The 14289-nt window shown below is 69.4% G+C and carries 11 protein-coding genes; 3 read left to right on the top strand and 8 right to left on the bottom strand.

The window, feature by feature from the left end:
- Positions 1-3: 3 nt before the first annotated feature.
- The 4 genes from BN4252_RS09340 to prpD form a co-directional block, all read right to left on the bottom strand.
- Positions 4-3426 carry a pyruvate carboxylase gene (locus BN4252_RS09340; protein WP_230208620.1) on the bottom strand — a complete coding sequence of 1141 codons (3423 nt, stop codon included), beginning with the start codon at positions 3424-3426 and terminating at the stop codon, positions 4-6.
- A gap of 325 nt (positions 3427-3751) precedes the next feature.
- The gene (locus BN4252_RS09330; protein ID WP_066529866.1) at positions 3752-4897 is read right to left on the bottom strand and encodes a bifunctional 2-methylcitrate synthase/citrate synthase; all 1146 of its coding nucleotides are present in this window, start codon (positions 4895-4897) and stop codon (positions 3752-3754) included.
- A gap of 47 nt (positions 4898-4944) precedes the next feature.
- Positions 4945-5877, bottom strand: a complete 933-nt coding sequence (gene prpB / locus BN4252_RS09325) for a methylisocitrate lyase (protein WP_066529858.1) — start codon at positions 5875-5877, stop codon at positions 4945-4947.
- Positions 5877-7388: a 2-methylcitrate dehydratase PrpD gene (prpD, locus tag BN4252_RS09320; RefSeq protein WP_066529854.1), complete on the bottom strand. Its 1512-nt coding sequence runs from the start codon at positions 7386-7388 to the stop codon at positions 5877-5879. Before prpD ends, prpB begins: the two co-directional genes overlap by 1 nt.
- Before the next feature lie 179 nt (positions 7389-7567).
- On the opposite strand from prpD, the gene BN4252_RS09315 reads away from it, so the two are divergent.
- On the top strand, positions 7568-8857 hold the full coding sequence (locus BN4252_RS09315; RefSeq protein ID WP_066529850.1) for a helix-turn-helix domain-containing protein: 1290 nt from the start codon (positions 7568-7570) through the stop codon (positions 8855-8857).
- Between the two features lie 15 nt (positions 8858-8872).
- Here the strand turns inward: BN4252_RS09315 and BN4252_RS09310 are convergent, their stop codons facing one another.
- From BN4252_RS09310 to upp, 4 genes are all read right to left on the bottom strand, one after another.
- Entirely contained in the window at positions 8873-10279 is a 1407-nt protein-coding gene (locus BN4252_RS09310; protein ID WP_066529847.1) for an NAD(P)H-quinone dehydrogenase, read from the bottom strand.
- Between the two features lie 101 nt (positions 10280-10380).
- Positions 10381-11574, bottom strand: a complete 1194-nt coding sequence (locus BN4252_RS09305; protein ID WP_066529844.1) for an amidohydrolase — start codon at positions 11572-11574, stop codon at positions 10381-10383.
- A 112-nt stretch (positions 11575-11686) separates the two neighbouring features.
- A complete protein-coding gene (locus tag BN4252_RS09300) occupies positions 11687-12157 on the bottom strand; it encodes a helix-turn-helix transcriptional regulator (protein ID WP_066529835.1) in 471 nt (156 codons plus the stop codon).
- 64 nt (positions 12158-12221) lie between these two features.
- Positions 12222-12857: a uracil phosphoribosyltransferase gene (gene upp, locus BN4252_RS09295; RefSeq protein ID WP_066530859.1), complete on the bottom strand. Its 636-nt coding sequence runs from the start codon at positions 12855-12857 to the stop codon at positions 12222-12224.
- Positions 12858-12936: 79 nt separating this feature from the next.
- Here upp and BN4252_RS09290 point away from each other — a divergent pair, with 79 nt between their 5' ends.
- Positions 12937-13218, top strand: coding sequence for a hypothetical protein (locus BN4252_RS09290; protein WP_066529828.1), 282 nt, complete (start codon positions 12937-12939; stop codon positions 13216-13218).
- On the top strand, positions 13215-14276 hold the full coding sequence (locus BN4252_RS11350; RefSeq protein ID WP_230208619.1) for a C40 family peptidase: 1062 nt from the start codon (positions 13215-13217) through the stop codon (positions 14274-14276). The genes BN4252_RS09290 and BN4252_RS11350 overlap by 4 nt, the downstream gene beginning before the upstream one ends.
- The last annotated feature ends 13 nt before the right edge of the window (positions 14277-14289 follow it).

The following is a 14289-nucleotide window of genomic DNA, read 5'->3' as shown; positions in this document are numbered from 1 at the left end:
GCGCTAGCTGATCACCACTACCAGGTCGCCGCCCTCAACCTTGGTGGCGTGCGGCAGGGCGACGCGCTCGACGGTGCCGTCCTTGGTGGCGGAGATGGACGCCTCCATCTTCATCGCCTCAATGGTGGCCACCTGGTCGCCGGCCTTGACCTCGTCGCCCGCCTTCACCGTCACCGTGACCACGCCCGCGAACGGCGCCGCCACGTGGCCCGGGTTAGAGGAGTCGGCCTTCTCCACCTCGGCCACGGTGGACTCGGCGTTCTGGTCGCGCACCGTCATCGGGCGGACCTGGCCGTTGACGGTGAGGATCACCTGGCGCATGCCCTTCTCGTCCGGCTCGCCCACCGCGTCGAGGCGCACCACCAGCGGCGGGATGTTCGCCCCAATCTCGCCGTAGTAGATCATCGTCTCGTGGCCCTCGTCGAGGCCGTAGAAGAACGTCTTGTCGCCCAGCTGGTCGGTCACGCCGTAGTTGCGGCGGTGCTCCAGGAACTCGTTGTACTGCTTCGGGAAGAGGAGCTTATCCAGGGCCACGCGGCGCACCTCGTGGTCGTCGCTCTCCAGGTCGGGGGCGAGGTCGGCGGGCACCTCAACGGTGTGGTCGACCGGGCCGCGGTCCTCCAGCGCCTTCTCGCGCAGCAGCGGCCAGCCGCCCGGAGGGGTGCCCAGCTCGCCCTGGAGGAAGCCGATGACGGACTCGGGGATGTCGTACTTGCGCGGGTTCTCGGCGAACTCGTACGGGTCCACGCCGGCGCCCACGAGGTGCAGCGCGAGGTCGCCCACCACCTTGGAGGACGGGGTGACCTTGGTCGGGCGGCCCAGGATGTCGTTCACCGCGGCGTAGTAGTCCTCGATGAGCTCGAAGCGGTCGCCGAGGCCCAGCGCCTTGGCCTGGGTGCGCAGGTTGGACAGCTGGCCGCCCGGGATTTCGTGCTTGTACACGCGGCCGGTCGGGCCGGGGATGCCGGACTCGAACGGGGCGTACACCTGGCGCACGGCCTCCCAGTAGGGCTCCAGGTCGGAGACGGCCTGGAGGGACAGGCCCGTGTCGCGCTCGGTGTCGGCGAAGGCGGCCACCAGCGCGGACATGGACGGCTGGGAGGTGGTGCCCGCCAGCGGCGCAGAGGCCACGTCCACCACGTCGGCGCCGGCGTTCGCGGCGGCCAGGTAGGTGGCTAGCTGGCCGCCTGCGGTGTCGTGGGTGTGCACGTGCACCGGCAGGTCGAAGCGCTCGCGCAGCGCGGTGACCAGCTTGGCGGCCGCGGCGGGGCGCAGCAGGCCGGCCATGTCCTTGATGGCCAGCACGTGCGCGCCGGCGTCCACGATCTCCTCCGCCAAGTGCAGGTAGTAGTCCAGCGTGTAGAGGTCCTCGGCCGGGTCGAGGAGGTTACCGGAGTACGCCATGGCCACCTCGGCCACGGTGGTGTTTGTCTCCAGCACGGCGTCGATGGCGGGGCGCATCTGGGAAACGTCGTTCAGCGCGTCGAAGATGCGGAAAATGTCGATGCCGGAGGTTGCCGCCTCCTGCACGAAGGCGCGGGTGACGGAGTCCGGGTACGGGGTGTAGCCCACGGTGTTGCGGCCGCGCAGGAGCATCTGGATGTTCACGTTCGGCATCGCCTCGCGCAGCTCGTCCAGGCGCATCCAGGGGGACTCGTGGAGGAAGCGCATGCCAACGTCGAAGGTGGCGCCGCCCCACGCCTCCACGGAGGTCAGCTGCGGGGTGAGGTAGCCAACGTGCTTCGCCGCCGCCACGAGGGTGTTGGTGCGCACGCGGGTGGCCAGCAGGGACTGGTGCGCGTCGCGGAATGTGGTCTCGGTGACGCCGAGCGCGGTCTGGTTGCGCAGCTTCTCCGCCCACTTCACCGGGCCCAGTTCGAGGAGGTCGTCGCGGGAGCCGCGCGGCAGCTCGCCGTACTCGGCCTTCGGCAGCTTCTTCGAGGGCTGGATGGTGCTCGGCCGGGGGCCATTTGGCTTGTTGACGGTCACTTCAGCCAGGTAGTTGAGGATCTTGCCCGCATCGTCCTTGGCCGCCGGCGCCTCGAGCAGCGCGGGGTGGTCGGCAATGAAGCCGGTGTTGATGCGCTCGTGGCGGAAGTCGTCCTCGGAGAGCAGAGCGCGCAGGAAGCCGATGTTGGTGGACACGCCGTCCACGGTGAACTCGTTGAGGGCGCGCAGGGCGCGGTCCACGGCCACCTGGAAGTTGCGGCCGCGGCAGGTCATCTTCACCAGCAGCGAGTCGAAGTTCGGGGTGATGGTGGTGCCCACGGCCACGGAGCCGTCGAGGCGCACGCCGGCGCCGCCCGGCGAGCGGTAGCCGGTGATGGTGCCGGAGTCGGGGCGGAAGCCGTTGTTCGGGTCCTCGGTGGTGATGCGGCACTGCAGGGCCGCGCCGGTGATCTCGATGAGGTCCTGGGTCAGGTGCACGTCCTCCAGCTTGGCGCCGGCGGCGATGTACATCTGGTTCTTCACAATGTCCACGCCGGTGACCTCCTCGGTCACCGTGTGCTCCACCTGCACGCGCGGGTTCATCTCGATGAAGACGTGGTTGCCGTTTTCGTCCACGAGGAACTCGACGGTGCCGGCGCCCTCGTAGTTGATCTCCTTGCAGAAGTTCACCGCGTCCTGGCAGATGCGTTGGCGCTGCTCCTCGGTGATGTGCTGCGCGGGGGCGATCTCCACCACCTTCTGGTGGCGGCGCTGCACCGAGCAGTCGCGCTCGAAGAGGTGGACCACGTTGCCGTAGCTGTCCGCCATGATCTGCACCTCGATGTGCTGGGGCTTGATCACGGCGCGCTCGATGTAGACGGACGGGTCGCCGAACGCGGCTTCGGCCTCGCGGGAGGCCTCGGTGGCCAGGCGCTCGACGTCCTCGAGCTTCTCAATGAAGCGCATGCCGCGCCCGCCGCCGCCGGCCACGGCTTTGACAAACACCGGGAACTCGAAGTCCTTGGCGTACTCCGCCAGCTGCTTCGGGTCGGAGGACGGCTCGGAGTCCTTCAGGGTGGGCAGCCCGGCGCGCTCGGCGGCCTGGACTGCCGCGGCCTTGTCGCCGGTCAGCTCGAGGGTTTCGGCGGAGGGGCCGATGAACTTAATGCCCTCCTCCTTGCAGCGGCGGGCCAGCTCGGCGCGCTCGGAGAGGAAGCCGTAGCCCGGGTACACGGCGTCCGCGCCCGTCTGCTTGGCGGCGCGGATGATCTCCTCGATGTCCAGGTACGCCTTGACGGGCTGGCCCTCGACGCCGATCTGCACGGCCTCGTCGGCGAACGGGCGGTGGAAGGAGTTGCGGTCCTCGCGCGGGTACACGGCCACGGTCTTCGCGCCGGTCTCGAACGCGGCGCGGAACGCGCGCACGGCGATCTCGCCGCGGTTGGCAACGAGGATCTTCTTGAATGCGGGGAGGTCGTTCAGGGGGAGGTTTTCCACGTGGGTTTCCACTCGGGTGTCCTTTCGCGAGGCGCCTGTGTGGGCGCTAGCTGCACGGCTGTCGCGAGCCAGTCTACCCCCGGCGAAACTTGGTAGTACCACTTTCGGCGCTCTTTTGCCCCTCCCCCAAAAAAATGTGGCGGGCAGGCCAAACCCCCCCCCCCCCCCCCCGGGGGGGGGGGGGGCGCCCCCCCCCCCCCCCCCTCCGGGGGGGGCCCGGGGGGGGCCGGAGGGGGACACACAACCACTTCCGCGGGGGGGCGGGCGCCGGGCCGCCCGGGGGGGCGCCGGGGGTAAGGGGGCGTCGAGAAGCATAGGCCCCGAACTACCGCTCCACGTGGCGCTCGGCGGGGCCGTTGTAGGCGGACAGCGGGCGGATGAGCGAGTTGTTCTCGTACTGCTCGATGATGTGCGCGGTCCAGCCGGTGATGCGGCTCATCACGAACAGCGGGGTGAAGAACTCGATATCGAAGCCGAGGATGTAGTACGCCGGCCCGGACGGGAAGTCCAGGTTGGGGCGGATGTTGATGGATGTGTTCTCGTACATGGTCTTGGCCATGATGTCGTACATCTCCACCCACTTCTGGGCGTCCCTCTCCGGGTGCTCGGCGGCGAGCTTCTTAAACGCCGCCTCCATGGTGGGCACGCGCGAGTCGCCCTTCTTGTACACGCGGTGGCCGAAGCCCATCACAAGCTCCTTGTTCTTCAGCTTGTTCAGGCACCACTCCTCGGCCTTTGCCGGGTCGCCGATCTCTTCCATGTGGTGCATGACAAACTCGTTGGCGCCGCCGTGCAGCGGGCCCTTGAGCGCGCCGATCGCGCCGGTGATGGCGGACCACGCGTCCGCCTGCGTGGAGGTGATGGTGCGGGCGGTGAACGTGGAGGCGTTGAAGGAGTGCTCGGCGTAGAGGATCATCGTCTTCTCAAACGCCTCGATGTCGCTGGGGATCGTGGCGGGCGAGCCCTCGCCGTCGCCGAAGACCATCCAGAGGAAGTTCTCGGAGAAGCCCTTCTCCTTGCTCGGCGCGATGTACTCCTGCCCGTTCCGGCGGCGGATGTCGGTGGCCACGATGGTGGGCAGCTTGGCCAGCAGCTGGCGGCCGATGGAGCGCAGGTGGTCAGCGTCCGGGGTGAACTTGTACTCGTCCTGCGTGCCCAGGAAGGACACCGCGGTGCGCAGGACGTCCATCGGGTGGCAGTCCTTGGGCATGAAGTTGATCACCTGGATCAGCTCCTCGCTGATGTCTCGGTTGGCCATGCAGCCGCCGCGGAACTCGGCCATCTGCTCCTCGTTGGGCAGCTCGCCGTTCCACAGCAGGTACGCCACCTCCTCAAACGTGCAGTGCTCGGCCAGCTCTTGGACGGGGTAGCCGCGGTAGAGCAGCGAGTTCGTCTCGGGATTGACCTTGGACACTGCGGTGTAGTCGGCGACGACGCCGTTGAGGCCCTTGCGGATTTCCTGCTCGGTCATGGTGTGCTCCTTATCTCTGGTTGGTGGGGGCTTTTGCTTGTCGACGCCTACCGGCCGCCGCCCTCAAACGTGGTGCTGTAGGTGTCCTTGGAGTAGGTGAAGACGGACTGGTCGAACTGGTTGTAGTCCTCGTAGCGCACCAGCTCGTAAAGGCGGGAGCGGTGCTGCATCTTGTCCAGCCAGGGCTCCTGGGTGCCGGTGGCCGCGATGTCGCGAAGCATGGCCTCGGTCTGCCCCATTGCGATGCGGAAGGTGGTCACCGGCCAGATCACCGCGTTGTAGCCGAGGTCCTGCAGCGTGGAGGCGGACAGCAGCTCGGTTTTGCCGAACTCGGTCATGTTGGCCAGAAGCGGCACGTCCACCGCGGCGCGGAACTTGGCAAAGTCGGATTCCGAGTACAGCGCCTCGGTGAAGATGAGGTCCGCGCCGGCGTCCGCGTACGCTTTGGCTCGCTCGATGGCCTCGTCGATGCCCTCGATGCCGGCGGCGTCGGTGCGGGCGCAGATGACAAAGGCATCGTCGGAGCGCTCGCGCACGGCGGCGGTGATGCGCCGCAGCATCAGCTCGCGCGGCACTACCTCCTTGCCGTCCAGGTGGCCGCAGCGCTTGGGGTTGACCTGGTCCTCCAGGTGCAGCGCCGCCAGCCCGGCGGCCTCGAACTCGGCCACGGTGCGGGCGGCGGACATGGGCTCGCCAAACCCGGTGTCCGCGTCGATAAGCACCGGCAAGTTGGTGGCGCGCGCGATCTGGCGGCCCCGGTGCGCCACCTCGGTGAGCGTGGTCAGGCCGATGTCCGGCAGGCCCAGGTCGTTGGCCACGACCGCGCCGGAGACGTAGACGCCCTCGAAGGCGCCGATGTCCTCGATCAGCCGGGCGGTGAGCGGGTTGAACGCGCCCGGCAGCTTGGTGATGGTCTCGGACGCGAGCGAATCGCGCAACGCTTGCCGACGCTCGCGCGGCGTCCTTTCCGGCGCAAACATTAGAAGATACCTCCCGGGATCTCGGGCGCGGCGGCACGTGCCGCCTCGCCGACGACGATGTTGAGCTCGCCCAAGTCCGCGAGGTTGTCCAAATCCTGCACCGCGGCGAGGAAGCGCTCCTGCTCCGCCTCGTCCACCACGCCGGCGGCCAGGGTGCGGAACTTGGCGATGTAGTTCTCACGGCCGAACGGGCGCGCACCGAACGGGTGGGCGTCCGCCACGGCCATCTCGTCCTCAATGACCGTGCCGTCGGTGAACGTGATCACCGCGCGGGCGCCAAACGCCTTCTCGTTCGGGTCCGTGGAGTGGTAGCGGCGCGTCCACTCAGGGTCCTCCACCGTGGAGATCTTGTGCCACAGCGCCACCGTCTCCGGGCGGCCGGCGCGCTCGGGCGTGTAGGAGTCCACGTGGTGCCACGCGCCGTCCTCCAGCGCGACGGCGAACATGTACATGATGGAGTGGTCGAGCGTCTCGCGCGACGCGGTCGGGTCCATCTTCTGCGGGTCGTTCGCGCCGGTGCCGATGACGTAGTGGGTGTGGTGCGAGGTGTGCAACACGATCGAGGCGATCTCGTCGGTGGTCTTGCCGGCGTCCGCGATCGCCTGCTTCATGCGCCGCGCCAGGTCGATCGGGGCCTGCGCCTGGTACTCGGCGGAGTGCTCCTTCGTGTACGTCTCCAAAATGGCGCGCTTGGCCTCCCCCGGCGCCGGCAGGGGCACGGTGTAGGTGCGCTCCGGCGAGTGCAGCATCCAGGCGATCACGCCGTCCTCGCCCTCCCAGATCGGGGCGGGCGCGCCCTCGCCGCGCATGCAGCGGTCGACCGCTTCGATGGCCATCTTGCCCGCGAAGGCCGGGGCCGACGCCTTCCAGGATGAGATCAGGCCCTTGCGGGACTGCCGCGTGGCGGTGGTGGTGTGCAGCGCCTGGCCAACCGCCTGGTAAATCGTGTCCACGTCGAGGCCAAGCATGGTGCCGATGCCGGCCGCCGCAGACGGGCCGAGGTGCGCGACGTGGTCAATCTTGAACTCGTGCAGCGAGATGCCCTTGACCAGGTTCACCTGAATCTCGTAGCCGGTGGCGATGCCGCGGATCAGCGCCTTGCCGTCGAGGCCCTTGTGCTGCGCTACCGCCAAGATCGGGGGGATGTTGTCGCCCGGGTGGGAGTACTCGGCGGCCAGGAAGGTGTCGTGGTAATCCAGTTCGCGGACGGCGGTGCCATTGGCAAACGCCACCCACTCCGCCGAGTAGGTGCCGTCCACGCCGAAGATCCGCGCCCCGCCGTCCGTCACCGGGTGGGCCTGCGCCATGACGCGGGCGGTGGTCACCGGGCGCCGCGCGTAGGACGCGACTGCTACCGACGCGTTGTCGATGATGCGGTTGATGATCATCTCCTTGGTGTCCTCCGGCACCTCCACCGGATCGGCAGCCACCTGGGCGATCTTGTACGCCAAGTGCTCCTCAATCGGGAACTCCTCGGCAGACTTTCTGGTGCGTACCTCGTGCTCGATCATGAACTCTCCTCGCGTCTCGGGGCCGTCCGGCCTCATCTGCCGGATGTTGCAGCTCATACTAAAGCCGTAACTGTGTCCTAGGTCATGTCTAAGTTTGCGAATGGTTGTGGCATGCTTAGGTGCACTTTGCAAAGGTTGTAAACCAGCAGGTAGCGGCTGGTTGGTGGAGGAGAACAGCGATGACACGACACTACGCGGGGGCACAGATCCACACGCTTCGCACCGGCCAGGGCCTCACGCAGGGCGAGATGGCGCGCAAACTCGGCATTTCGACGAGCTACCTCAACCAGCTGGAGAACGACCAGCGCCCGCTGACCGTCACGGTGCTGCTCCAGCTCACGCGCGTCTTCGGCGTGGACGCGTCCTTCTTTTCCCCCGACGCCCAGCACCGCACGGTGCGGGAGCTCGCCGATCTGTTGCCCGGCATCGATGATGCTGAGCTGACAGACTTCGCGGTGCGGTTTCCGGACGTCGCCAAGCATGTGCTCGAAATACCCACGCTTATAGACGCCTCCTTTGCCAACCCCCACATCACCATCCGCGACCTCTTCCAAGCCCACGGCAACTACTTCGACGACCTAGATACTGCGGCCGAGCGCTTCGCGTCGCACGCCCCCTCGCGCCAGCTCCGGCTGACCAAACTGGCGGCGGTGGTTGACCGCGAGCGCGGTTTTCACGTCCGCTTCAACCAGTACGACACAGGCCCGCGCTCTACCGTGGACCTCAAGGCGCGCGAGATTCGGTTGCGCAGCGGGCTCACCGAGGCCCAGCAATGCTTCGAACTGTCTTACCACTACGGATTGATCGCCCACGGCGCGGAGATCGACGGCCACCTTGCGGGCCTGGGCAGCGGGGGCGACCAGCGTGCGCGGGAGCTCGGGCGGCACGGGCTGGCCCAGTACTTCGCGGCAGCGGCGACAATGCCCTACCGCGACATCCTCGCGGCCGCGGAGGAAACCCGCTACGACATCGACGTCATCGCCGCGCGCTTCGGCACCGGCTTCGAATCCACCTGCCAGCGTCTTGGCACCCTGCAACGCCCCGGCGAGCGCGCCGCGCCGTTCTTCTTCGTGCGCACGGACCGCGCCGGCAACATTTCCAAACGCCAGACGTCGACTAGCTTTCACTTCGCGCAGCGCGGCGGGACCTGCCCGCTGTGGGTGGTGCACCGCGCGTTTGAGACCCCAAACCGCGTCACCCGGCAGGTCTCGGTCATGCCGGACGGGCGCGCCTACCTGTGGGTCGCGCGCATGGTACAGGGGCCTGCGGTGGGATTCGGCGCACCACGCCAAGAGCACGCGGTGGCGCTGGGGTGCGACATCGCCCACGCGGACAGGCTCATCTACGCGGACGGGCTCGACCTCTCCCCGCAGTCAGCCACCCCCATCGGGCCGGGGTGCGAGACCTGCCCGCGCACGGCGTGCCCTCAGCGGGCCTTCCCCGCGGCGAGCCCGACCCACCCGGGGTAACACCCGGTAGGTGCGCTAGTCCAAGTCGGAGTGCGCGATCAACCGGCGCGCCGCCTCGGTGATAGAGCCGGACAGGGACGGGTACACCGCCATGGAATCGGCCAGCTGGCGCACCGTGAGGTTGTTGGTCACCGCGATGGTGATGGAGTGGATCAGCTCGGACGCGGTCGGCGCGACCACCACGCCGCCGATGACCTGGCCCGAGCCCTTGCGCGCGAAAATCTTGACAAAGCCGTGCTTGAGCGAGCGCATCTTCGCGCGCGCGTTGGTGGCCAAGGGCAGCTTGTAGATGTCCGCCTCCACCTCGCCGTCGCGGATCTGCTGCTCCGTCACGCCCACCGCCGCGATCTCCGGGCGGGTGAACACGGCATTGCCCACCGTCTTCAGGCGGATCGGGGCCACGCCCTCGCCGAGCGCGTGGTCCACCGCGATGCGCCCCTGCTGCGCCGCAACCGACGCCAGTGGCATGAGGTCCGTGCAGTCGCCCGCCGCGTAGATGCCCGCGACGTTGGTGCGCGAGACGCGGTCCACGTGGATGTGGCCCGACGGCGTGGTCTCCACACCCGCCGCCTCAAGGTTCAGGTCCGCCGTGTTGGGGACGGAGCCGATGGACATCATCACGTGCGAACCCCGGATCTCGCGGCCGTCGGTGGTGCGCACCACCACGCCGTCGCCCGTGTTCTCCACCGACTCCACGCGCGCGTCCTTCTCCAGGTGCACACCCAAGCCGCCGAGCACCGTCTCCAGCACGTCGGCCGCGTCCGCGTCGTCGTGCGGCAGAATGCGGTTGCGCGAGGCCACCATGGTCACCTCCACGCCCAGCTCGGCGTAGGCGGAGACGAACTCGGCACCAGTCACGCCCGAGCCGACCACGATCAGGTGCGTGGGCATCTCGATCAGGTCGTACATCTGGCGCCAGTTCAGGATGCGCTGCCCATCCGGCTCCGCACCCTTGAGCACGCGCGGGCTCGCGCCGGTGCACACCAGCACCATGTCGCAGTCGATGCGCTCCTCTTGGCCGTCCGGCGTGGTGGCCACCACGCGGTGGGTGGTGTGGCCGCTCTGGTCGCTGGAGAAGCGGGCGCGGCCGTTGATCACCCGAACGCCCGCGCGCTTGAGCTGCGAGTGGATGTCGCGGGACTGCTCGGAGGCCAGCGCCACCACGCGGTTGTTCAGCGCGGTCAGGGCCAGCGTGGCGTTGCCCAGGCTGTGGTTGAGGCCCATGTCGTCCGCGCGGCGCAGGTCGGTCTTGATGTTCGCGCCCGCAATAAAGCTTTTCGACGGCACGACGTCCTTGCGAATCGCCGACCCGCCCGCACCCTGGTCCTCGATCAGGGTGATGTCCGCGCCGTACTTCGACGCCATCAGCGCGGCCTCGTAGCCGCCGGGGCCGCCGCCCATGATGACAATGTTCTTGGTCACGTGAGACAACTCCTTCGCCCGCGGACGCGCCCGCCGCGGTCTTGTTGGGCTTATTGTGCGGGAAATACGCGGGCCAGTTTACAGGCTCACCCAGGTCCCGCTCAGGCAGGAAGGTCCGCGCCGGCCGCCGCCGCGTAGAAGTGCTCCGCAATCGAGCCGAACAGCCGCACGCCCACGGCGATGGCGCGCTCGTCGATGACCAGGTTGCCCTGGTGCAGGTCGGGTTTCGGCCCTTTGCCGTCCCACGCGCCGAGGCGGACCATCGCGCCCGGCACGCGCTCCAGGTACCACGAGAAGTCCTCGCCTCCGGAGGACTGCGGGGCGGTGACCACGGCGTGCGGGTCGATGGCGCGGCCGGCGTCGATGGCTAGGGCCGTCGCCGCGTCGTCGTTGAGCACCGGCGGCACGCCCCGCACGTAGTCCAGCTGGTAGGTGCAGCCGGTGGGTGCGACGATTGCGTCGATAAGCTCGCGCAGCAGGCCCTCGATCCCGCGCCACGTGGCGATGTCCGCGGTGCGCACCGTGCCGTCGAGCACGCCGGACTTGGGTATCGCGTTTGCAGCGTCCCCCGCCTCAACGCGGCCGAACACCAGCACCGTGCCCGTGCGCGGGTCCACCCGGCGCGACAACAGGGCCGGCAGCTGGGTCGCAAGGGCGCCGAGCGCGTAGACCACGTCCGCGGTGAGCTGCGGGCGCGACGTGTGCCCGCCCGGGCCCTCGACGCGCAGCTTGATCACGTCCGCGGCCGAGGTGATCGCCCCGGCGCGCACGCCGACCTGGCCCACGCGGAGCTTCGGCTCGACGTGCAGCGCGTAGATGGCCGAGACCCCGGTGAGCCCGCCCCACTCGATCACGTCGAGCGCGCCGCCGCCCATGACCTCCTCCGCGGGCTGGAAGATGCACCTGACGCCGTACTGCAACGGCGCCGTGGACAAAGCGCACGCGAGCGCGAGCACCACTGCGGCGTGCACGTCGTGGCCGCAGGCGTGGGAGACGCCCGGTACCACCGAGGCGTAGTCGAGCCCGGTCTGTTCCGGCACCCTCAGCGCGTCGATGTCCGCGCGGAAGGCGAGGCGCTCGCCGGTATCCGGGCCGATGTCCACGTACGCGCCGGTGCCGGGGAAGCGCACCGCCTCCAGCCCGTGCTCGGCCAGCACGCCGCAGATGAAATCGGTGGTGTCGCGCTCCTCGTTGGACAGCTCCGGGTGGGAGTGGATGTGGCGGCGCCAGCCGATGACGGTGTCGAGGTGATTCCCCAACCATTCGTCCACGTGCGCGGAAATGCCGCCTGCCACAACGCCTCCTTATACTTTTTGCCCGTTTTTGTAGGCCTTTGTTAGGCCTTCTAAGCCTATGTAGGCCCGGTTCCGCCGAAACTTTACTCCAGGCGTCGGGCGGCTCCGCCCGCTACTGGCCCACAGCCGCCTGATCGAAGAGGCTGGGCTGGAACGCTGGCACCTGCGGGGGCGCGCCGCACTGCAGGTAGGCGGCATCGAAGGGGGCAGTGTCGCGCGGGCTGCGGGGCCACTGCACCACCGCCACCCCAAGGGCGGCCTCGGGCGCCACCTCGCCGCCGAGGCGGCCAAGTTCCGGGCCGGAGTACGGCCCCGCCACCTGCTCCCCCACCCCGGGCAGGAGTGTCGCCGGCGGCACCTGTAGCGCGCTGGCCAGGCGATACACGGTGGACACGGTCGGGTCCGCCGCTCTCGAACCGTTGTAGTCGTTGCGCTCCAAATTGGACACCAGGCTGCGCGAGACTCCGGCAAGCTCTGCGAGCCTGGCCTGCGTCAGGCCGCGCATGTTCCTGGTGATGCGCACCCGGTTCCCCAACCCCAGCGCGTAGCTGGCCCAGTGCGATTGCGGCAGTACGTCCTTCATTGCTTCCCCCCGGCACGTCCCCAACGTGAACGAGGAGGAGGTTACCGCAGCCGCGCCGCGCCCGCTACAGATCGATGTTGCGCGGACCGTAGAGCCTGTCGCCGGCGTCGCCCAAGCCAGGCACGATGTAGGCGTTCTCGTTCAGATCGGGGTCGATCGTGGCGGTTACCAGCCGGATCGGCCCTCCGTGGGCTTGTAGCTTTTCGACGCCCGGCTGCGCGCTCACCATGCACACGCACGTGATGTCGTCCGCGCCGCGCTCCACCAAAAGGTCGATGGCGTGGATGAGCGACCCGCCCGTGGCCAGCATCGGGTCGACCAAGAAGACGGGCTGACCGGCGAGATCTGACGGCAGCGCTTCGAGGTACGGCACCGGCTCATGCGTCACCTCGTCCCTGGCCAGGCCGATGAACCCGACCTGGGCGTCCGGGATCATGGACAGCGACGGGTCGATCATGCCCAGCCCGGCGCGGATGATCGGCACGATAATGGGGGGCTTGCGCAGCCGCACGCCCTGCGCAGTGCCGACCGGGGTCTGCGTGTCGAAGGTCTCCACCGGCAGCTCCCTCGACGCCTCGTAGATCAGCATCGCGCCGAGGTCGCGCAGCGCGGCCCGGAACGTGGCGTTGTCGCTGCGGGCGTCGCGCATGATGGTCAGGCGCGACGCGGCGAGCGGGTGGTTGACAACCGTTATATCCATGCGCCCCATGGTAGGGCAGGGGCGCGGGGAATTTGCGCCCGCAATGGAACCGCTGCGCCGAAACGCGCGTCTAATACCCATGAACGTTTACGCGATTGACCCGGCCGCCGTGGCAGCGCACACCGCCTCCTTGCGCGGCGACGCGGCAGCCCTCCGCCCGCTCCACCCGCCCTGCGTCCCGGATGCCGGTCCCGCTGCCGGCTTTGGAGCCGCCGCCCGCGCCGCGCTGGATGCGGCTAACCAGCGCGCGGCGGATCTGAGCGCGGAGGCCCTCAGGCTCGCCGAGGCCATGGACTTAGCCGCCCACGCCACCGAGGCCGTGGACAGCGCCCCCTGCCACTGCCTCGGGGGCATGCTGTGACGGCAGCGTGGGCCGGCCTGGCGCGGGAGGCCGGACGGGCGGCGCTGCCATCCACCGCTGATCTTCTGCTCAACCCAGCGCTCACCGCGGCGCGCATCCTCGCCGAGACGCCCGAGGCCATCCCTACCCTGCCGTCGTTCCGCATCCCCGAGTTCGCCGACCTAGAGCCGCTGGCCCGTGCCGTGGGTGCGGATCCGCAGGCGCACCTCGCCGCCGTGCAGGGGCTGGCTACCCACCGCGCGGACATCAGCGACGCCTTCGCGGCCGCCGGCATCTTCGCCGCGGCGGCGGCCGCGGAGCTCGCCAACATCGTGGGCAGCTTGATCGCCGCGGTGCCCGGGGCGTTCGCCGCGGCCGCACCGCTCGGTCCGGGGGCGCAGATCGCCGCGGTCGCCGCGCTCACCGGCAAGGCCCTGGCCGATGCCGCGGGCACCCTGAACAACCTCGAGGAGGAGTTGAACCGGGTGGCGCAGCGGCTTGCGGCCTCCACCGCCGCGGCCCTGGCGGTGCCGTTGCCGGGTGGGTCCGCCTCCGGGCAGCTGGCCACCGAGGCGCTCGCGGGGCTGGCGCGCACCGCCCAGCCCTACGCCGCGGCGGCCGGCATTCAGCTGCCGCCGGCGCCGGTCCCGGCCACGGTGCCCGCCGCCGTGCACCGGGCCCCGGCGGCCCCGGTTGCGCCGCCGCCTCAGGTCGCACCAGCGCCGGCCGCGGGTTCGTCCGCCGGGGCGGCGGCGGTGGCGGCCGCCAAGTCGCAGCTCGGCACCCCGTACGTGTGGGGCGGCAGCCAACCCGGCGGATTCGATTGCTCCGGGCTCACGTCCTGGGCGTACCGGCAGGCGGGCGTGGAGCTGCCGCGCACGGCGGCGAGCCAGGCGGTGGGGCGGCAGGTCTCCTACGCGGAGCTGCAGCCGGGGGACCTGGTGCTGTGGGAAGGCCACGCGGCGATGTACGCGGGCGACGGCATGATGATCGAGGCCGGGGACCCGGTCCAGCTCAACCCGGTGCGCACCTCGAACCTCGGCATGGCCTTCCTCGGCTTCTGGCGCCCCACCGGGTAGGCGGACACGGCGC

The sequence above is a fragment of the Corynebacterium bouchesdurhonense genome (assembly GCF_900078305.2).
Taxonomy (GTDB): Bacteria; Actinomycetota; Actinomycetes; order Mycobacteriales; family Mycobacteriaceae; genus Corynebacterium; species Corynebacterium bouchesdurhonense.
Note: the sequence above shows the minus strand (reverse complement) of the source record. Positions and strands in the feature narration are given on the sequence as shown.

What these genes read in the sequence shown, in the direction of transcription:
- BN4252_RS09330 (WP_066529866.1), bottom strand. Translation starts at nt 4,897, where the DNA reads ATGACCGAGCAGGAAATCCGCAAGGGCCTCAACGGCGTCGTCGCCGAC.
- prpB (WP_066529858.1), bottom strand. Translation starts at nt 5,877, where the DNA reads ATGTTTGCGCCGGAAAGGACGCCGCGCGAGCGTCGGCAAGCGTTGCGC.
- prpD (WP_066529854.1), bottom strand. Translation starts at nt 7,388, where the DNA reads ATGATCGAGCACGAGGTACGCACCAGAAAGTCTGCCGAGGAGTTCCCG.
- upp (WP_066530859.1), bottom strand. Translation starts at nt 12,857, where the DNA reads ATGGATATAACGGTTGTCAACCACCCGCTCGCCGCGTCGCGCCTGACC.
- BN4252_RS09300 (WP_066529835.1), bottom strand. Translation starts at nt 12,157, where the DNA reads ATGAAGGACGTACTGCCGCAATCGCACTGGGCCAGCTACGCGCTGGGG.
- BN4252_RS09315 (WP_066529850.1), top strand. Translation starts at nt 7,568, where the DNA reads ATGACACGACACTACGCGGGGGCACAGATCCACACGCTTCGCACCGGC.
- BN4252_RS09290 (WP_066529828.1), top strand. Translation starts at nt 12,937, where the DNA reads ATGAACGTTTACGCGATTGACCCGGCCGCCGTGGCAGCGCACACCGCC.